This is a genomic window from Rhodospirillaceae bacterium (assembly GCA_040219235.1).
Classification (GTDB): Bacteria; Pseudomonadota; Alphaproteobacteria; order Rhodospirillales; family Rhodospirillaceae; genus WLXB01.
In genome coordinates, this window is sequence record JAVJSV010000012.1 from 63129 (window position 1) to 83413 (window position 20285).

Here is a 20285-nt window from a genome sequence, read left to right on the forward strand (position 1 = left end):
TATTTTAACCCTGACCTTTGGTCTTAGTCTTATTTGGCTGCGCATTATTCTCGATAAACTCAATAATCATTCCAGCAATATCTTTACCTGTCGCGCCCTCAATACCCTCAAGACCTGGAGAAGAGTTAACCTCCATGACAACAGGTCCGTGGTTTGCACGCAACATGTCAACGCCGCAAACATTTAGGCCAAGGGCTTTTGCGGCTCGAACTGCCGTTGATCGTTCTTCTGGCGTAATCCGAACTGTTTTTGCAGACCCACCACGATGAATGTTTGATCGAAATTCACCTTCTGCCCCAGTACGCTGCATTGCAGCTATGACTTTACCGCCAATGACAAAAGCACGAACGTCACTGCCACCAGCTTCTTTGATGAATTCTTGAACTAAGATATTCGCCTTCAGCCCCCCGAAGGCTTCAATCATTGACTTAGCAGCCCCTTTGGTCTCGCCAAGGACAACACCAATACCTTGCGTGCCTTCCAACAGCTTGATGACACATGGGGCACCTCCGACTAAATCGATCAATTCCTCAGCTTGGCTTGTTTGGTCTGCAAAGGCTGTAACTGGCAAACCAATTCCTTTACGGGCAAGGATCTGGGTGCTGCGAAGTTTGTCACGAGACCGACCAATGGAAACAGATTCATTTAGTGGATACACACCCATCATTTCAAATTGGCGCAACACGGCGAGACCATAGAAAGTGATTGAGGCACCAATACGAGGAATGACCGCATCAATATCTTTTAGAATTTCGCCACGGTAACGAACATCGGGCCTATGTGAGGCAATGTTCATATAGCATTTCAGTGTGTCTACAATTCGGATTTTATGGCCGCGTTGCTCTGCCGCCTCCACCAACCTTTTGTGAGAATACAGGTTTGGATTTCGAGCCATCATAAGCAGGTTCATTGGGAATCCTTTCGATTGGCCGACAAACTGGACGCGGACTTAACATTCTTAATGCAAAATAACTATTTCTTTCTCGTCATATATGAACGTCCAGGGTCTACAATAAACCTGCGGCGTATCGCTTGTCGGCCAAGAAGCATTCTAAATCCCATTTCATCGCGATTTGTAAGTGTTAGCTCTATCGGCCAGCTTTCGTCGCCGACTGTTATAGTGGTGCGCACAACATATCGTTGCGTGATTTTGCCGCCAGAGTTTTTAATGTCACGCTCGTCGACAACAAGGGCCGTACATTCAATTTCTGGTTTCTTTTTCCGCTGATTGGGATGTACAAAGAATCGTACATACGTCGCATTGTCTTTGGTAAATTTGGATATGCGGTGCGCATGGAGCGCAGATGTTCTCGCACCTGTATCAACCTTAACCTTGATTTTATCTATATCTAAACTTGGCAGACTGACCCATTCTCGCCATCCCACTGCCGGTAGAAAAACCGGTTTTCTTTTTTTAGAAGTCTTCTTCTTTAATAATCCGGTTTCCGTCATTTTGTCAGGCCAAGCGCTATTGAGATGCGGGAACATCCCGTTGAATAAGATTTATACCAATACCATCATAGTCGAAAAACAACATCTCGTAGGACTGCGTTTCTGAGCCTTCCTTAGGAAACAAGACCAGTGGCGCTGATACGATGGGGTAATCCGCAGTCTTAACCTTTTCATAAATGCCAAAAATATCGTTGGTCAGAAACACGACTGCGGCATCGCCGGTTTGAGCATAGGTCCGGGGTTTAGGTTTTGGCATCGGTGTTTCATCGATGAATTGGAAAAGACCCACATTTGCGAACACAGAATCTCCGGATTGAAGGATCGCCAGCTTTACTGGCTTTCCGTTAGTTCCAAGCACCGCGTCTAAGCGATCTCCCTCCAGAGTTCGTTCCACGCGCGGACGTAAACCCAGAATGTCCCGATACAGCTTTAGCGACTCATCCAAGTCCCGTACAAAATGCGTTGATCGCATAAGCGGAGAAAGAACGAAGTTATCGGAAATAGCAGGCTCTTGAGTCATAGCAGGCACGCTCCACAATAATACGTTGATGATGATCAAAGAGTAAGGCAGAGATTTAGTGATCAGAACCTCAAGGGCATAGGCGTAAAGTTTTCAGCGCGATCTGGATCACCCTGTCCCACATATCGACCAGTATATGGATAATCGTAAACAGGTCGCGTTTTCAGTACCGTTTTAGGATCGAGCGGCCAAGCTTGCGCACCGGGGAGAGACGTGTCGTCTCTGCGACGGTAACCAATAACTGTGCCTGGTGGTTTTTCAGTTTCAACCCATGCCTCAATCTCCGATAACCAATCAAAGGTGTCTACACCCGAACCTCCACGGCAGTGATTCATCCCTGGAATCAGATAGAGCCGAAGAAACGTATCTGACTCTTCTTCGCCGCCAACAATGCGTTCGACTTTTTTGACGTAGTCAATTAACGGCTCTGCATTAAGCATGTCGTTAAGGCCTTGATACGTTATTAGTTTGCCATCACGACGTTTAAAATCCGTCAGATCTGGATTATTGGGAGCCGGCAATAAACCGCGCGTAAACAGGCGCGGATAGTCACGATCTAAATCAAACGTGCCGGCGTCATAATTGGGGCCGGGATCATAATCGAACCACGTGTATCGCAGACGATCTTGTGCCATTGGCTCAAAGCGACCCTGCGCGCCTGACTCATCCAAGATGTAACGCATCAGACCTAACTCACCGCCTTTTGGAACACCCCAGCTGACGCGCAAACCATCTGACAAAAACGCACCGGCATACAGGCGTTGAACGACAGCTATTTGATCTTGCGTTAAGCATGATTCAGAACCTTTTTCGCTGCATTTCAAAACAGACAAATCAGGCTCACATGCCCAAGGGTCGTCAATAACGCCATCGGCTAATCCGTCTGCGCGATCGCACTGCGCCATCACCGCCGTGTGCACCATCGGAATTTGACTTTGACCAAGAATAGCCAGCCCATCAGCGGTTAAATTGGTAAGTGTTCGCCAGAATATATTGATGTAAGCCGGTTCTATGCCTGCGGGTGCCCCAGCAACGATACCATCAAAATGCCAAGGATAGCGTTGGGCCAACATCAAGCCCTGTCGGCCTCCGGTTGAGCAACCTCTCCAATAAGCGCGATCAATACTCGTGCCGTAATAGGCGGCCACAATTGCCTTAGAGGCCAAAACCGCCTTGTGTGTTCCTCGATAGGCAAAATCCAATTCCTGTTCTGTATTGTTATAAGCCCACTCACCAGATCGCATAATGGTGTTGTAATCGGGCTCACCGCCAGTCCATTCAGCCGTGGCTAAAGGCGCTGAGCGGCCCATATCTGTGGTGGCCACAGCCGTTCCCCGGGACAATGGGTCGTCGGCATTTTCAATGATGCGGACACCACACATTGTGCCACACCCCTCCATATGAAAACGACCGTTCCAGTTTTCAGGTAGCCTGACCTGCACGCCCACTTGCGGGGCCGTATATCCGATGACATCGCAGTAAGCTGGCAATCCCTTCGCAGCAGGAACAAACCGTGTTCCGGTAATCTGTGTGGGGGCATCAGGCAAAGCAGACAAACTCAGTTCTGCTAAATCTTTGCAAGACTGCTCATCAGCATGCACCAAAAGCGAGCCAACCGTGTTGGCCAATAGCAATACAATTGATAGCACTAGCGGGTTCATACTTATCCTCCCCTGATCTGGTTAGACTATAAGCTGTAAAGAAACGTCAAACCATCCAATCAACAGGTGGGCAGTCTATTTAAGGTGAGAGATCTTATAAGGACTCCCTTACGTATTGAGTTTCAACAAAGTCACTCAGGTCTGCTATAAATAAATAGCGCCTTTGACCTAGGAGAAGAGACCAATATGCTTTTGAATACATGGTATGTAGCTGGCGTGTCTGAAGACGTTAAAGACACCCCAAAGCAAGTGAAACTGCTCTCCAATGATTTCGTCCTCTTTCGTGACGAAGCGGGCACTCTTCATTGCTTATCCGACATTTGTATTCATCGGGGCGCCTCTCTCTCTGCTGGACGGGTCACAAAGGGCTGCGTGGAATGTCCGTATCACGGCTGGCGCTATCGGGGTGACGGAACAGCCGCAGAAATTCCAGCACATCCGGGCTCTAAAATCCCAAAACGGGTGCGTGTGGACAGCTATCCTGTCCAAGAGCGCTATGGCTGGATCTGGGTATTCTTAGGCGATGTACCTGCAGCAGAACGTCCGCCCATTCCAGAATTTCCAGAATACGACGATCCCGGGCGCAGAACCATTCGTGGCACTTTCACATGGAATGCGAATTATGGCCGTGTTGTTGAGAACGGTGTCGACTTTGCACACGCCGCCTTCGTTCACCCCTCTTTCGGTGACAGAGATAACCCAGAAATCAAAGATTATCAGATGACAAAGGCTGAATGGCATGCTGAGGCCCGCATTGCCATGCGTCCACCACAATACAAAGGTATTTGGGGATTTAAGCGCAAAGAACGCTCAGATGTTATCGCGGAGCCTGAATGGCATATTGGCGGCATGAGCGTCATCCTCCGCCTCAGAATCACGGATGACTGGAATAACGCTCTTTTTGATGCGAATACGCCGATAGATGAAAACACAACTTTGACTCATTGGCAGCTATCCAGAAATTTCTTTACTCAGAAATTTTTTGATAACGATACTTACAAACGTACAATGAAAATCTTTATCGAAGACCACGCGGTTTTGAATCGGCTTAACCCGGTCGAATTGCCGCCGTCCTTGAGAGATGAATTTTCAATGGAGTCCGATGGCATGATGGTCGCCTTCCGCCAAAAGCGGGCAGAGTTATATCGGCGGGGATGGGGTCTGGATACACATACGTATCAGGATGAGTTTGGTGATCGCAAAGCTGCCGTGATTCCAAGTCCCGCACGTGCAGAAGACCCTAAAGGCTGGGTGTTGCCTGAAGTTCCAAGGTTATCCCCAGAGGGTGAACCAATCCGCCAAGCCGCTGAGTAGGCTTCTGCGGCAGACGGATGACATACTCTGCTTTAGCGCCTCGAACTCCTGGCTGCTGCAGCGATCTGCATAAGTGCTCTTTCAATAAGGGCTTGGCCAGGCATATCTGTAGACTTAGCTTGAAGTTCTGCCGTCGTTAGCACTTCAAGGCCACGCGCCAGCAAAGCTGGGGACCATTTACCCGCTTGGTTCTTAAACTGACCTTTGCGTTTAAAAAATACCGGCGGGCGTAATTTCATCATCGCGTTATCTAGTGACCCGCTGGCACGAAAACCATGGACTTGGTGTAACCGCAACAAGTGCCGAGAGGCTGCCGTCAAAACTGAAATAGGGCTTGTGCCCTCAGCCATCATACGACCGTAAATGCGCTGTACTGTTGGTTGATCTCCGTCCGCCATAGCATAAACAAGGTCATCTAAATCAAATGCTGCAGTGTCACCGATGCATGCCATGGCATCAGCGAGTGTTATGGCTTTGTCTAACTCCGTGCCTTTATAAAGTATAAGTTTTTCAATCTCGCGACGACTAAGGGCACGATCACCACCCAAGTGGTCTACCAACCATGCCATAGTATCAGCATCAGCAGTTAAACCTGCAGTTTTGAGCCCTTCGCGGACCACATGATCTAAAGAACGCGCGTCATCTGCATAGCATGGCAGCGCAGCCGCATTATCTGCGCCCTCAAAGAGTTTGCGAAGAGATGATCTTGGGCCAAGATCACCAGCACTGCATACAATCAACGCATCGCCAACCAGATCATCTAGGACGCGCTCTACCGCAGGACTGAGAACATCAGTCGCGTCCCTTACTTTTACAACGCGACGACCGCCGGTTAGTGACAACGCAGCCACCTCGTCTGCGAGGCGGGCTGGATCTGATTTTATAGTGGCCGCATCAAGGTCGGCTAATCTGAAAGGATCCTTATCACCTTTCAAGACTGAGTTTACGAGTGAGCGAGCACGCTCAGTGACCAATCCGTAATCTGGTCCATAAACGAGGATCGCTTGGGCTTTGGTATCGGGTGATTTAGCAAACGCGTCGGCCCGGCCAGCCTGCACCTTTACCATTTAGAACTCGTGGGACAGCGCTGCATCATCGATTATTGGACAGCCTGTTGTGGGGTTCCATTTCGTTCGAAATAAACAGCTAACCGCGTTCGAATTTCATCACTGATTTGTTTAAGAGCCCGGCTTTCCGCGTCCCGTACAGAGGCAATGGTGGCGTATTGATCATCCAGAATATTGTAAGAAACGATGGATTGAACGGACTGCCGGTCCAGGCGTTTTGTGCCATCCCATAATACGAAATTGGCGGTCAAAATAAGATTCGCGCGCGAAGTGGTGGAGTCCTTCCGAACTCCTACTTCCTGAACGTTCGAGGCTAACCGGACCTGGAGTTCATATCGCGAACCCGACGCTCCGCCGGGATGCAACTTTTCATCCAACTGCTGGCGAAGCACCATGCCTCGACGTTCCGCGATGGGTCGGATTTCAACCTGGGCCAAACTCGCGACCACAGTATCCGATGTCGCAACGCCACGGGAACCGTACATCGGTGTGAAACCGCAGCCAGTGAGGCAAGCACTCATCGCAAAAATCATCAAATATCGCATAAGTCTTTGGACCGCACCGGCAGGGCGCTGTCAAGACCGCTCCATCAATGTCATAGTTATTAAACAGCACAACATCTGGATTGGAGGTCAAAGTGGCCCACCTTATATTTAGTCTTGCGCTTTTATCAGTGATCTCAGCGTTTCCGGCATTTTCTCAAACATCTAATGATGTCATGGCTGCAAGTTCTCCCGACACCATGGCCAACACGGGGCCCTTGCACACTGTGACCATAATAACGCCTGAGCTTGGTCCCATGAGAAAGCTATATGAAACGGGACTAGGCTTGACCGTCACCGGACCTCACGCCTTGTCTGACAAGACACGCGAAGCGCAAAGGAAGCTCTGGGGACTACCAAGTGATCTTGGGTATGAGGTCTATCTGTTTCGTCGGCCAAACGTAGAGGGCACCACCCAAATACGTGTTTTGGTAACGAATCGCGCCACGCCTCCTATGCGAAGCGGCTGGGATCGCCGACAACTTGGGCCCTATGGTATGGGTTTTCCGACGATCGATGTCTATGAAGCAGATGCGGAACTGCGGGCCTTGGGATTTGAAAGAGCCGTCCCTGAGGTTGAGGAGTTTCAGGTGACAGCCCCGAATGGTGACAGCTACCCCGTCACAGAAGCACCATTTTTTGGACCAGAGTATTTGCGCATTATCGCTATTGGCCGGGGTGGTAATCGCCCGCAAGTTGGTGTGTACAACACTGACACAGGGCGCGGCGGACCGGCTTACGCAACCCAAATTGTCGATGATGCTGATGCGATGGTGGAATTTTTCACAACCGTTTTGGATATGGAAGTTCGTTCAGATCGAACGTGGGCTGAGTACGAAGTGCCGTTCCGGTTTACATTAATTCATGCCAAGGGATCTCAAACCGGACATACCCCGTTCGTAGAGTATAGCGATAAACACGAGATACCAGGACTAGCCGCACCACGCCCGCCAAATAGAGGTATGGCTATGTGGAGCTATAACGTTAGAGACTTGGACAACATTCTTGATCGGGCGGCAACAGCGGGTGTTGAGGTCTACTCTGGCCCAACAGAATTTGACTCACCTAGTATTGGCAGACACCGTGCCGCTACTTTTCTGGCCCCAAATGGATTTATGATCGAAGTTTTTGAAGTTATTCCCTAAAGAGCCTATCTTCTAAACAATCCTGTATCTATTAGAAGTGTTAGGTATTTTCTTTAATCAGCATGCCCTGCTGTTTGGGCGAAACAAAAACCTCAGCGCCAACTTCCTTGGCATAAACATCAACGGCCTCTCGTGCTCCTGACCAACTGTAATCATCGCAGACGAGGCGTCCGCCAGGAACCAGTCGCGGAAAAAAGAATCGAAGCGAGTCATCAGTTGGCTGGTGCAGGTCTACGTCGATATGCACAAAATGAAAATCGATCTGCTCAACCTCAGAAAACCGATCAGGAATCCATCCCTTATAGAAGTTGAGTTCTGGAAAATGCCGAAGATTTCTTTTTACTTCGTCAAGACTCGCCTCAAATGTCCCAGCCTTACTGTCAGGGCGATCTAACGGGTCTTTTTCGCCAGGAGTGCTCAGACCTTCAAAGGAATCAAAAATGTGAAAGTTAGCGCCTTTAAAATCTGAATTGAGACTTGCTTCATAACCACAGAGCAGCAACATGGATGTTCCGCGCCAACACCCGCATTCCGCGACTGAACCTTCTAAATCACGTGTCTTTGAATACTGCTCAATGAGCCATTCAAAGCGTGGTCTCCGCTCGGCACTGACCGGCGTGTCCGTTTCAATAATGGCTTTGGTATAAGCATTCTGAAAAATTGAGTTATTTGGAAAAGCTTTAGCAATTAGCTTCTCGCATTCCTCATCATATTTTCCACCTATTAGATGGGCTCGACAAATCGCTAGGTTCTCATACACCACAGGTTCGTTGGGCATTGCAGCCTTCAGTCTGCGAAAGTGAGTCTGGGCGTCCTTGTAGTTTTTTTTGAGCATATAGGCTGACGCAAGTATCGCAGACTGGCTAACTGGATGAGTTATCTTGCGACCGATTTTTATAGCTGCAGCGACAGCGCCCTGCTGAATCAGCTGGGTGGCTTGCACCAAGAGTTGGCGATTTTTTTCATCCATATTCTGAGTCATAGGAGAACCAAGAACAAAAATTAACCAACGACAACGTTGACGATTTTACCTGGTACCACAATAACTTTACGAAGCTCTTTACCAACCATTTGCACCTGAACATTCGGCAAGGCGAGGGCTGCTTGTTCGCATGTATCTTTATCTGCGTTAGTATCGACTTCAATCGTCCCGCGCATTTTGCCATTGACCTGGACAGCCAGAGTCACCGTATCAGCAACCAACAAAGACGGATCAAATGACGGCCAGGCCTGGTCAACCAGTAGGCCACGACCGCCAAGCGCAGACCACATTTCTTCTGTTATATGTGGCAGTAAAGGATTCGCCAGACGCGCTAAGGTCTCGACTGCAAAATGCCGCGTGTCTACGCCACCCTTAACCGATACATCGAAATCCGCGACTGCATTTGAAAACTCACGTATTTGAGCGACCGCCGCGTTATAGCGAAAAGTCTCCAAAGCCTCCGTTACCTGAGCAATCGTTTTATGCGTGGTGCGCACCATATCCGCTGCTGCACCATCCAGCTTTTCAAATTCAAGCGGGTCGCCTGTTGCGACCTCAGTCTCAATCGTTAAACGCCATAGCCGATTAAGATATCTCCACGCCCCTTCTATCCCGCTGTCAGTCCACTCCATATCCCGTTCCGGGGGAGAGTCTGACAACATGAACAGGCGTGCCGCGTCAGCGCCATAGGTCTCAATAATATATGCCGGATCGACGGTATTCTTTTTTGACTTGGACATCTTTTCAGAACGGCCAATGGTCACAGCCGTGCCATCTTTAATATAAACCGGGTCGCCATTTTCGGACTGTGTGACCTGATCTGGCGAGAGCCAGTGACCATCTGCTGATGTGTATGTCTCGTGGCCCACCATGCCTTGCGTAAACAAACCATCAAAGGGCTCGGATATATCGAGGTAGCCGCAAGTCTGAAGCGCACGCGTAAAGAAACGCGCGTACAAGAGGTGTAAGACAGCATGCTCAACACCGCCGATATATTGATCGACCGGTAACCAGCGATTTGCTAGGCCCTTATCGAAACCCACAGTGGCGTTTTTCGGGTCACAGAAGCGCGCAAAATACCAGGAGCTTTCAAAGAAGGTGTCAAACGTGTCCGTTTCACGTTCTGCATCCTGTCCGCATTTAGGGCAGGAAACATGCTTCCAAGAGGGATGCCGGGCCAATGGGTTTCCAGGCTGATCAAACGTCACATCATCTGGCAAGGTCACGGGAAGGTCTTGATCTGGCACAGGAACGATGCCGCAGTCCTGACAATGAATCATCGGCACCGGGCACCCCCAGTAGCGTTGCCGTGAAACACCCCAGTCCCGCAGGCGGTATTGGACAACCCCCTCACCAGCCTTGAGTGACTCAACTTTTTCAATTGCGGCACGTTTCGCATCAGAAACTTCAAGACCGTTCAAGAATTCAGACTTAACCGCGATGCCATCACCCGTGAATGCGTTATTAGATGATTCTAGGTCATTCGCAAAAGCCTCAGGATCGGCATCTTTTGGGGCAACAACACAGAGTACAGGCAGCCCATATTTTCTTGCAAAATCCATATCCCGCTGATCGTGAGCAGGACATCCGAAAATGGCACCTGTTCCGTAATCCATCAAAACAAAATTTGCCACGTAGATGGGCACTTCCCAGTCAGCATCGAACGGATGCTGAGCGGTTAAGCCCGTATCAAAACCTCTTTTTTCCGCCTTCTCGATAACTTCTTCCGATGTACCAAGACGATTACAATCGGCAATGAAATCGGCAAGGCCCTCAACACGATCAGATAACTGTGACGCCAGGGGATGATTGGACGAGATGGCGCAGAAAGAAGCTCCAAAAAGAGTATCTGGCCGCGTTGTAAAAACCTCTAGTTTTTCTGGCCGTGCAGAGCCATCTGGATCCAATACAACCCACTGCAATCGTGCACCTTCGGACCGGCCAATCCAGTTATGCTGCATCAGGCGTACCTTGTCTGGCCACCTTTCCAGAGTCTCCAAACCCTCTAGCAATTCTTCCGCATAATCGGTGATTTTAAGAAACCACTGATTTAACTTCCGGCGTTCAACCGGCACGCCAGAACGCCACCCCTTGCCATCGACAACTTGCTCATTTGCCAGAACAGTATTCTCAACGGGATCCCAGTTGACCCATGACTCTTTGCGATAAGCGAGGCCAGCTTTGACAAAATCCAAAAACATTTTCTGTTCATGGCGATAGTACTCGGGTTCACAGGTGGAAATTTCACGGGTCCAATCCAGTGAAAATCCCAACGGCGTAAACTGCTCACGCATGTCTTTTATATTTTGTCGGGTCCACGCTCCAGGATGAACACCACGTTCTAAAGCTGCGTTCTCAGCAGGAAGGCCAAAAGCATCCCACCCCATAGGATGTAAAACGTCGTAACCTTGCGCCTTACGGAAACGCGCAACAACATCTCCTAGAGTGTAGTTGCGGACATGCCCCATATGAAGTCTCCCAGATGGATAGGGAAACATCTCAAGGACAAAATACTTGGGCTTGGTATCGTCTTCTTTTGCGACAAAACTCTCAGACTCCGCCCAGGCTTTTTGCCAGCGTGGCTCGACATCTTTAAAATTATAGCGGGCATCAGACATAATAAGAGTGTCTTGCAAATAGTGAGATCAGAAAAAGTGGGAAGGGTTAACTTAACCGTTTTCAGCAACAGCCTGCATACGAAGCTGTCGCGCACGTGTCAGAACAGACTCTTCAAACTCACCCGGCACATCAGCGCCGACGACAGCATCTGTCCAGCGACCCCCAGCATCTTCAGTTTGCCGGAAAACAGAGACCTTGAGGCCATCGGCACGCAGAGATCTGCCTAAAATATAAATGTTAACTTTGAAGCGTTCCCCTGGCGTTTCGGGCGGGGCATACCAATCCGTAATAATGACGCCCCCAAATGGGTCTGCAGAGGCCAGCGGCATAAATGAAATTGTATCGAGAGACGCGCGCCACAAAAAGGCATTAACAGCAACGGCCCCCTCTGTGCCTTGTGAATTAGAATCTCCGAATAACGTAATGCCAAGACCACTCTCTGGAGGGCCGGCTTCAGACCTAAACTCAGGTGAGGTCCTGTAGCTTGACCCTGTATTCTCATTTCCTGAGCAGGCGGTCAGTGTCACAGCCAATCCGAATAAGGCTGTTGCCTTGACGAATTTTGCAATGAAATAGGCTGGCGCCATTCGAAAGAACTCCTTTGAGAGCAGAACCAGATTGATGGTCAGCTAATTAGTATTAGGCCCGAGATCACACGGTATATAGCCAAAATACAAACAATGCCACAACGGGACTTTACAAATATTAAGACGAGCTTGACGCTAGAAATGTCATAAATATGAAATGAAAAAAGACGATTAACGTCATTATTAAAACGGTTCCGCTGCTAGATTTTAACCGTCATGACAAAAAACAGGCGTTTTTTTAAAGTGGTCCGGAGAAAGAGTAATATTAATGTCATGGTTATGTCGTTTAATTGTCAACATCTGGGAGTAACTTGCAGGTCAGAGAAATACTTTTATTCAACATCGCAAATTTTGCTGATTCCAAGCATAGAAAGACCAAAAAATGAAAACATCGATGCGTTTAAGGCAATCCATATTCACATCTGTCGGGTTACTTTTATGCGTGGGTGGATCGCCCACCTCGGCTCAATCCAGCGATGAAATATCAGCTCTGCAAGCACAGGTAACGGCTTTACAAGCGCAGATCGACGCCCTTGTAGAGGCCTCTAAAACTCAACCCAAACCCGAAAACACTCCTGAAATCTCAAAGGCTGAGCCTGCCTCAGCGCTAACAACGCCAGACAAAATGTTCGAGTGGAACATCAGAGGAAGGCTTTTTGCGGATACGGCATGGATTAATGATTCCGATAACTCTGCAGATATTCACGCGAGTGAAATGCGCGCCGCGCGTATAGGTGTTGAAGGTAAAGCTTGGGGGAACGTGAAATACATCATCGAAGCCGATTTTGCAGATAATGATCTGGATGTAAAAGACGCTTATTTACAGTGGCAAGGCCCTGTAAACATAACCATGGGTCAGTTTAAAACGCCCAACAGTCTGGAAGAAATTACGAGCGCAAGACACACAACGTTTATGGAGCGCTCGACGTTTACAGATGCGTTTGCCCTTGATCGACAAATTGGGATCAATTTAAGCGTCGGAAACGACAACGCGCAGTTCACAGCAGGCATTTTCCAAGGAGGCAACAGTGTTGCCAATGATGATGAAGGTCTGACTGTCGCCGCAAGAGGACATTATGCGCTCGAACTGCAGGAGTCTGGACTTGTGCACGTTGGTGGGTCCTTTCGTCATCGCAATGCGGGAGACGACCAAAGTGATTTCCGTTATCGTGTAAGGACCCCGATCCATCTGTCAGATCGATTTATTGATACAACCTCTATTTCCGAGTCCGATACGTTTTACGGTTTAGAACTTGCAGCGCTTTTCGGGCCATTCCACATCGCTAGCGAGTATGCCATTCAAGATGTAAGCTTATCTGCCCCGTTGGCCGGGCAAAAAAATCCTTCGTTCTCGGGGTATTACCTTGAAGCTGGCTGGTTTCTTACGGGTGAACAAAAGGGTTACAAAGCCTCTACCGGCGTTTTTGATCGCCCTAAGGTCAACAAACCTGTTCACGATGGTGGTTTTGGTGCCTGGCAAATTGCCGCACGCTATGACGTGACCGACCTGACGGATGAAGGTATTTTTGGTGGCGAGCAAGAAAACATCACACTCGGCGTGAACTGGTACCTCAACCGTCACAGCAGGATCATGGCCAATTACACGTGGTCAGACATATCAGATGCGTTTCTCGTCGCGGCTAATGGCGCTGATGGGGAAAATCAGGTTGATGCGTTTGGTTTGCGGTTCCAAGTGGATTGGTAGACTGTCAAGCTTTTGATAAGACTCACCGAAACATCGGCTGGACTCTGGCCAGGCACCACAGGCTCTAGTAAAACTTACGTCTTATAACCTAAGTCTTGTTCCTTCATCCAATATTTGGCTGGACTGTAGGTTAAACTTTGGGCCGAGGACGTGATGGTGCGTACGCTAAGTTTGATAACCGCCATTTGGATGAGTCTTATAGCTTTTCCAACCCTGTCAGCTGAACAAATCAAACTGTCAATCGGCGGGAAGATGGAGCAGTACTTTTTCCTCGTGGATATGGACGAAGTCGCTGGCGAAAGCCTCAACACAACCGGTGCGTTGACAGATGTTGACGTCTACTTCTCGGGCAAAACCATTCTCGACAATGGGATTGAAATATCCGCACGGATTGAAATGCGCGCAGAGAACCAAAACTCAGGCGAAGCAGACGAACAATTCTTGGATATCAAAACAGCTTTCGGGAAGGTCCGTGTTGGTGAGGTCGAGGGATTCAATCACAACTACAGTTATGAAACACCCTTCGTAGCTTATGAAGACGACGAAATTGTCGGTCGGGTCGTGCCACAGCGGACAACCATAAACGTCAAAGACATTATGACCTTCGAAGGCTTTACCGGTGATGCCTTCCAGGTTGGGTATGAGTCTCCAACTATTGCTGGCTTCACGGTCGGCGCAAACTACTTTCCAACAACAAGAGAAGGCGTAGACCGCTTCATTGATAAAACTGTCGCCGCCAATAATGCTTGGGAAGTGACCGGAGCTTACGAAAGACGGATCAGAGGTGGAAAAGTTGGGGTAGTGGCTGGCTACTTTGACAGTGAGTCACGCGCAGGCGGGGCCGACGGCGTAACTGCATGGAATATCAGTGCACAGGCTGAAGTCGGTGGGTTTACCGTCGGCGGTACTTTTGCCAAGTCAGCGCCTGAAAGTGATCTTGACTCAACAACTGTTGGTTTGGCGGGATTATATGAGATTGGTCCATGGGGATTAGGCGCGTCCTACTTGCGGGTGCGTGCAGATTCCGTGCCCAACGCGACCCTTAAAGATAAGGTAGACCAAGGCAAGGTTGAGGCCTCTTATATTTTAGTGCGTGGCGTAAAGCTTGGTCTAACTGGGTTTTGGGTCGGACAAGAACCTGCGGGTGGACCAGAGTTTGAGGATATGGGCCTGATCAGTTCAGCCATCTTAAGATTCTGAATTGGTCATGTGTAAGGCCTGATATTCATGAACAAAGTTGAGAGTGCTGCCTCCAACGGCGATATATCGCCTGCCCTTTGCGACTGGTTATCCAACCAAGTTTCTAAAAACCCTGACGCATTAGCGCAGCACGACCTGGAAACCGGACGACGCACCACCTACCGCGAAATGCTCGTTCGCAGTCAGAAGGTTGCTGATGTTCTCATCAGAAACTTTGGCGTGCAGCCTGGCGACCGGGTCATGGTACTGGCCTACAATTCGACAGACCTCTACGAGATTCTTTTCGCCTGTTGGCGGATTGGCGCTATTTATATGCCCGTAAATTGGCGTCTCGCGCTGCCTGAACTGACCGCGATTGTGGACGATGCAGAACCAAAGGTCGTCGTCTCAGATATAGCGTTCGAGGCTGCAAGCAAAAGGCTTGGTCTTCCCGTTTGGTGGCGCAGCGATGAGTCCAACAGCCCCTTTGAAGCAGATCTAAAAATCGCACATCGCCACGAAGATTTTATGCCGCCGCAACCAGATACGGTGGCCAATCTGCTTTATACGTCTGGCACGACAGGTCAACCGAAGGGAGTCATCAGCACCTGGCGCATGCAAGCCATGGCCGTTTTACAAGCAGCTCACGTTATGTTGGGAAGAGCTACACGCACCTTGACGGCGGCACCGATGTTTCACACCGCTGGACTTAATTCTTTTGCGCTGCCTTTGTTTTTCTATGGGGGCACCGTCCACATTATGCGGCATTGGAATGCGGAAAAAGCATTGTCCTATTTGTCTGATACAGCGCTTGGAATCACGCATACGCTGGGGGTTCCAGCACAATTTCAAATGATGACTCAATGTGCAGGGTTTGAAGATGCGACTTTTCCAACGGTCGTGCGCGCTGGCGTTGGGGGGGCGCCAGTCACTGAGGACCTCCTTACTCAATATCAACGTAAGGGCCTGATGCTGGGGAATTCATACGGCATGACAGAAGTCTTTGGTGTGGCGACCCTGCCGCCAGAAAAAGCGAAAACCAAGCTCGGCTCTGTTGGGTGGCCGGTGATGGGAACAGAAATACGTATCGCCGATGACAATGATAAACCAATCGGTGCCCATCAAGCTGGAGAGATTCAGATTAAGAGCGAAGGCGTAACCCCTGGCTATTGGAATGCACCAGAGTTAACAGCGCAAAGCCGCACCGCAGATGGCTGGTTTAAAACCGGAGACATTGGCAAGTTTGACGAGGAGGGTGCGTTTTACGTCGTCGATCGCAAGAAAGACATGTTCATCTCAGGCGGGGAAAATGTGTATCCCGCCGAAATCGAAAATGCGCTAGCAACCTTTCCGGAGATCGCCGAAGCCGCCGTCATTGGTATCCCTGACGACAGATGGGGAGAGGTCGGCGCGGCAATCATTGTACTGAAACCCGGCCAGACCTTAGACGCACAATCTGTGCAGGACCGTTGCAGGGAACGGCTCGCCCGGTTCAAAGTACCGAAACATATTTTCTTTGCCGACAGCCTGCCGCGCAGCGCCCAAGGCAAAGTTCAAAAGAAACTGTTGAAAGAACGCTATGCCGGATAACGCTGTGTCATCTCAAACGGTCGCGGACAAAATAGCCGGCATCAAATCCCGTCTGGCGATTCCGGCCTTTGCGGCGCCGATGTTTCTGGTCTCGGGGCCGGAGTTGGTCATTGCCGCGTGCAAAGCTGGTGTGATCGGATCTTTCCCGACGATGAACGCCCGGCCGATTGAAATGCTGGAAGAATGGTTTGAGAAAATCACCATAGAATTGGACAATTATGGGTCTGTTTCGGGTCAAACGCCCGCACCGTGGGCGGCCAACATCATCTGCCACTCCACCTCCAAGCGCTTCGATGAGGACTTCGCGCTGCTACAACGCTACAAGCCCGAGATTGTGATTACCGCCCTGGGCTCGCCAAAGCGCGTCGTTAAAGAAGTCCATGATTATGGCGGCCTAGTGTTTGCCGATGTGAACTCTGTGACCTATGCCAAAAAGGCGATCGAGGCTGGCGCAGACGGTTTGGTGCTGGTCTCTGCTGGAGCCGGTGGCCATACCGGATTTGTGACAGGCTTCGCGTTTGTGCCCGCGATCAGGTCCTTTTTTGACGGACCGATCATTCTAGGCGGCGGCATTGTGGATGGCGCAGGCGTGCGCGCGGCGGAAGTGCTAGGCGCTGATTTTGGCTATCTGGGCACGCGGTTCATTGCGACAGAAGAAAGCCTAGCCCCGGACAGCTATCGCACCATGCTGGTGGACGCGACGGAAGAAGACATCATGTTGACCGCACATTTTACGGGGGTTCCGGCCAACTATCTCAAGACATCCATCATCGCGGCCGGGCTTGACCCCGCAAGCTTAGAAGCCCGTAAAGATAAAAGCTTCGAACGCCACGAAGGCAAGGCGTGGAAGGACATCTGGTCCGCCGGGCAAGGCGTGCGCGCCGTTGATAAAATACAACCCGTGGCAACATTGGTCGCCCAGCTCAAAGCAGAATACGACACCGCAAAGGCCAAACCCTGATGGAAAAGCTGTGATGGAAAAACCGCCCCCGATCAAGGCGCGTGAACTGCTGGGCGGAGACGCCATTGGCTTCAACCCGGACACCGGTGTCGGCAGCGTGCGCTATGTGCCAGATGCAGGACTGATGAATCCCGCCGGTACAGTTTTAGGTGGGTACTTGTCTGCCATGCTGGATGACGTGGCAGGCCTGGCCACCTGGTATGCGGGTGGGAAACGGTTTTTTGCGACCGCTCAAATGTCGACCTCGTTTTTACGGGGGGCCAAAGAAGGCGAAGCCCTAATTGGCGAGTCCACTGTTACCGGTCATGGCAAGCGCCAGGCGTTTGCGGAAGCCACGTTGACGCGGGAGTCCGACGGGAAAATAATTGCCAAGGCCACGTTGGTTCAGACGTTTTTAGATTAGGTACGCTTAGATTATATGCGCTTAGACTAAACGCACGCATCTAGCACGGCACATCGAACCCTGCATCGCGGATTGCGTTTTCAATTTCGCCTTGAATGATGACGGACGAATCAAACGCCACTTCCACATGTGCGCCCTGGAGTGATGCTGTTGCAGAGAAAACGCCATCACGCGCGATCAATGCTTTTTCAACACTGGACGTACACCCGCCGCAGGTCATGCCCTCAATCGGGATCAGAATTTTTTCCATAAGGTCTTCTCTCCTAAAAAACCAATGCCACACTAAATGTCGCCCTAATTGAGATCTGGCCGCCATCTGCGCAAGAGTAAGGCATTGCTCACCACACTGACGCTGGACGCCGCCATGGCCGCGCCAGCGATGGCCGGACTAAGGTAACCAAGCGCCGCCAGGGGAATGCCGACTACGTTGTAGGCGAACGCCCAAAACAAGTTCTGTTGAATCTTACGCCATGTGGCACGACTGATGCTCAACGCCCCCGCGACCAACCGAGGGTCCGGGCGCATCAAGGTAATGGCCGCCGTTTCCATAGCCACATCTGTCCCAGACCCCATAGCGATGCCGACATCAGCGGACGCCAGCGCCGGGGCATCGTTGATGCCATCACCCACCATGGCGACCACGCGGTGATCAGCACGGAGATCTTTGATCGCTGCGGCTTTGTCTTCAGGGCGCACACCTCCACGCGCATGATCGATGCCAAGACGCCCAGCTACTGCGATGGCAACGGTCGGGGCATCACCGGAAAGTAAATGTGTTTCAACACCCAGGGATTTTAATTGAGCGACAGCGTTTGATGACACGTCGCGTATGGGGTCGGCCAGGGCAAAGCCTGCGGCCAATTGACCATCAACCGAAAGAGCGATCGCCGTATAAGCTTCACCTTCCCAATCCGCGAGACGTGAGCGCGCTGGATCAATGTTAACACCCGCCTGTTCAAGAAAAGCACTATTACCGAGCAGAATAGAATGCCCCTCGACCACACCTTTAACACCTTGACCCGTTGTGCTTTGAAAACCAGTCACGTCATAGGTGGTTATATTTTTTTCTTGGGCATAGTTTACGAACGCTTCGGCCAACGGATGCTCGCTCCCACTTTGAAGAGAGGCGGCAAGCGCAATGAACTCTAAGTCGCCGCGTAAGTCGCCGCGTAAGTCCCCGGGATCGCCAGAGGTGAAATCAACCCAGTCAACAATCGCCGGATGACCCACCGTCAACGTTCCTGTTTTATCGAAGATGACCGTATCGACTTTATGCGCGCGCTCTAAAGCCTCAACATCTTTGATCAGAATCCCAGCGCGCGCCGCTGCACCTGTTCCGGTCACGATGGCGGTGGGTGTGGCAAGACCGAGAGCACAAGGGCAGGCGATCACCAAAACAGACACGGCGGCGATCAGTGCGTGTTCAAAGGTATCGCCACCAATCAACCAGGCGGCAAACGTTATCAGTGCAATGCCGATGACCACCGGCACAAAAACCGCCGCAACTTTGTCGACCAAACGTTGTACGGGCGCTTTGCCGCTTTGGGCGTTTTCAACCAGATGAATAATCCGAGACAGCGTGGAGTCCGCACCGACACGGGTGGCTTGAATGGTTAGGAGGCCGGTCCCGTTAATCGCACCACCGGTCACATCATCATCAATTGTTTTTTCAACGGGCAGACTTTCCCCGGTGAGCAGCGATTCGTCGACCGCAGACGCACCATCAACAACTTTGCCATCGACCGGAATTTTTTCACCGGGCCGCACGAGAACAAGATCACCTGGGCGCACGTCATCGATCGCGACTTCATGCACCCCGTCCTCGCGTTTCACCCGCGCAACATCGGGGCGAAGTTGCATCAGCGATTTTATAGCCGCGGTCGTGCCGCGCTTGGCCCGCGTTTCGAGCACCTTGCCCAGCAACACCAAAGTGATGATCACGGCTGCCGCTTCAAAGTAGAGTTGCCCCTGTGCCGCTGTTCCGAGCGTGAGAAGCAGATAGACGCTATAGCCAAAGGCGGCGGTGGTTCCCATCACCACTAAGACATCCATGTTGCTGGACCCGGCGCGAAGCACCGTCCATGCCCCGCGATAGAAGCGCGCACCCGCGATGAATTGCACCGGAAGGGCCAAAATAAATTCGGTCCAGGGAGACAGATGAAAGCTGAGGCTCGACGGCAAATTGCTGCCAAACAGATGAACACCCATTTGTGCGACCAGGGGCAGTGTGAGCACGGTGGCAAAGAGGAGAGTTAGATAATCAAGCTGGAGCGCTTTATCTTTTGTATCTCCTTTATCCGTACTCGGATCACTCGAAATTTCGCGGGCTATAAAACCAGCTTTGGCAATCGCTTCCGATAGCGTTTCAAAAGAGACCCTGCCCTTGGGGGCCGAAACCGTTGCCTGTTCCAGGGCAAAATTGACGGTCGCTGACCTCACACCCGGCACGCGGGACAGAACTTTTTCTGACCGTGTGGCGCAGGCGGCGCAGGTCATCCCGTCGATGCGAAAACGCAGATTTTCAGTATTGGAGCTTTGGGGGGCAGACTCAGACATGC

18 protein-coding genes are annotated in these 20285 nt (G+C 50.7%); 7 read left to right on the forward strand and 11 right to left on the reverse strand.

Annotated features, from left to right (window positions below):
• Positions 1-4: 4 nt before the first annotated feature.
• The 4 genes from rimK to RIC29_10555 all read right to left on the reverse strand — a co-directional run bounded on the left by rimK (position 5) and on the right by RIC29_10555 (position 3633).
• On the reverse strand, positions 5-910 hold the full coding sequence (gene rimK, locus RIC29_10540) for a 30S ribosomal protein S6--L-glutamate ligase (protein ID MEQ8735351.1): 906 nt from the start codon (positions 908-910) through the stop codon (positions 5-7).
• Positions 911-972: 62 nt separating this feature from the next.
• On the reverse strand, positions 973-1452 hold the full coding sequence (locus tag RIC29_10545) for a RimK/LysX family protein (GenBank protein ID MEQ8735352.1): 480 nt from the start codon (positions 1450-1452) through the stop codon (positions 973-975).
• A 16-nt stretch (positions 1453-1468) separates the two neighbouring features.
• Entirely contained in the window at positions 1469-1972 is a 504-nt protein-coding gene (locus tag RIC29_10550; GenBank protein ID MEQ8735353.1) for a VOC family protein, read from the reverse strand.
• Positions 1973-2034: 62 nt separating this feature from the next.
• Positions 2035-3633 (reverse strand): tannase/feruloyl esterase family alpha/beta hydrolase, encoded by a 1599-nt coding sequence (locus RIC29_10555; GenBank protein ID MEQ8735354.1) that lies wholly within the window; start codon positions 3631-3633, stop codon positions 2035-2037.
• Positions 3634-3819: 186 nt separating this feature from the next.
• Between RIC29_10555 and RIC29_10560 the strand changes: the two genes are divergently transcribed.
• Complete coding sequence (locus RIC29_10560; GenBank protein MEQ8735355.1) at positions 3820-4947, forward strand: aromatic ring-hydroxylating dioxygenase subunit alpha; 1128 nt, start codon at positions 3820-3822, stop codon at positions 4945-4947.
• Positions 4948-4979: 32 nt separating this feature from the next.
• Here RIC29_10560 and holA read toward each other — a convergent pair whose 3' ends face one another.
• Together holA and lptE are read right to left on the reverse strand one after the other, a co-directional pair.
• A complete protein-coding gene (gene holA, locus RIC29_10565) occupies positions 4980-6014 on the reverse strand; it encodes a DNA polymerase III subunit delta (protein MEQ8735356.1) in 1035 nt (344 codons plus the stop codon).
• Between the two features lie 32 nt (positions 6015-6046).
• Positions 6047-6535, reverse strand: a complete 489-nt coding sequence (gene lptE / locus RIC29_10570) for an LPS assembly lipoprotein LptE (GenBank protein ID MEQ8735357.1) — start codon at positions 6533-6535, stop codon at positions 6047-6049.
• Positions 6536-6651: 116 nt separating this feature from the next.
• Here lptE and RIC29_10575 point away from each other — a divergent pair, with 116 nt between their 5' ends.
• Positions 6652-7701, forward strand: a complete 1050-nt coding sequence (locus RIC29_10575) for a VOC family protein (GenBank protein ID MEQ8735358.1) — start codon at positions 6652-6654, stop codon at positions 7699-7701.
• Between the two features lie 40 nt (positions 7702-7741).
• Here the strand turns inward: RIC29_10575 and RIC29_10580 are convergent, their stop codons facing one another.
• Genes RIC29_10580 through RIC29_10590 form a run of 3 tightly spaced genes read right to left on the reverse strand, consistent with a single transcriptional unit; the run spans position 7742 to position 11889 of the window.
• A complete protein-coding gene (locus tag RIC29_10580) occupies positions 7742-8671 on the reverse strand; it encodes a TylF/MycF/NovP-related O-methyltransferase (GenBank protein MEQ8735359.1) in 930 nt (309 codons plus the stop codon).
• Between the two features lie 32 nt (positions 8672-8703).
• A complete protein-coding gene (gene leuS / locus RIC29_10585) occupies positions 8704-11301 on the reverse strand; it encodes a leucine--tRNA ligase (protein MEQ8735360.1) in 2598 nt (865 codons plus the stop codon).
• Between the two features lie 51 nt (positions 11302-11352).
• Positions 11353-11889 carry a DUF3576 domain-containing protein gene (locus tag RIC29_10590; protein ID MEQ8735361.1) on the reverse strand — a complete coding sequence of 179 codons (537 nt, stop codon included), beginning with the start codon at positions 11887-11889 and terminating at the stop codon, positions 11353-11355.
• A 382-nt stretch (positions 11890-12271) separates the two neighbouring features.
• Between RIC29_10590 and RIC29_10595 the strand changes: the two genes are divergently transcribed.
• The 5 genes from RIC29_10595 to RIC29_10615 all read left to right on the forward strand — a co-directional run bounded on the left by RIC29_10595 (position 12272) and on the right by RIC29_10615 (position 17727).
• The gene (locus tag RIC29_10595) at positions 12272-13594 is read left to right on the forward strand and encodes a porin (protein ID MEQ8735362.1); all 1323 of its coding nucleotides are present in this window, start codon (positions 12272-12274) and stop codon (positions 13592-13594) included.
• Between the two features lie 156 nt (positions 13595-13750).
• Positions 13751-14794, forward strand: a complete 1044-nt coding sequence (locus tag RIC29_10600) for a porin (protein ID MEQ8735363.1) — start codon at positions 13751-13753, stop codon at positions 14792-14794.
• 27 nt (positions 14795-14821) lie between these two features.
• Positions 14822-16363: an AMP-binding protein gene (locus RIC29_10605; protein ID MEQ8735364.1), complete on the forward strand. Its 1542-nt coding sequence runs from the start codon at positions 14822-14824 to the stop codon at positions 16361-16363.
• Positions 16353-17324, forward strand: coding sequence for a nitronate monooxygenase (locus RIC29_10610; GenBank protein ID MEQ8735365.1), 972 nt, complete (start codon positions 16353-16355; stop codon positions 17322-17324). The genes RIC29_10605 and RIC29_10610 overlap by 11 nt, the downstream gene beginning before the upstream one ends.
• A 13-nt stretch (positions 17325-17337) precedes the next feature.
• Entirely contained in the window at positions 17338-17727 is a 390-nt protein-coding gene (locus tag RIC29_10615) for a PaaI family thioesterase (protein ID MEQ8735366.1), read from the forward strand.
• 40 nt (positions 17728-17767) lie between these two features.
• Here RIC29_10615 and RIC29_10620 read toward each other — a convergent pair whose 3' ends face one another.
• On the reverse strand, positions 17768-17977 hold the full coding sequence (locus RIC29_10620) for a cation transporter (GenBank protein MEQ8735367.1): 210 nt from the start codon (positions 17975-17977) through the stop codon (positions 17768-17770).
• 44 nt (positions 17978-18021) lie between these two features.
• Complete coding sequence (locus tag RIC29_10625) at positions 18022-20283, reverse strand: heavy metal translocating P-type ATPase (protein ID MEQ8735368.1); 2262 nt, start codon at positions 20281-20283, stop codon at positions 18022-18024.
• Positions 20284-20285: the final 2 nt, after the last annotated feature.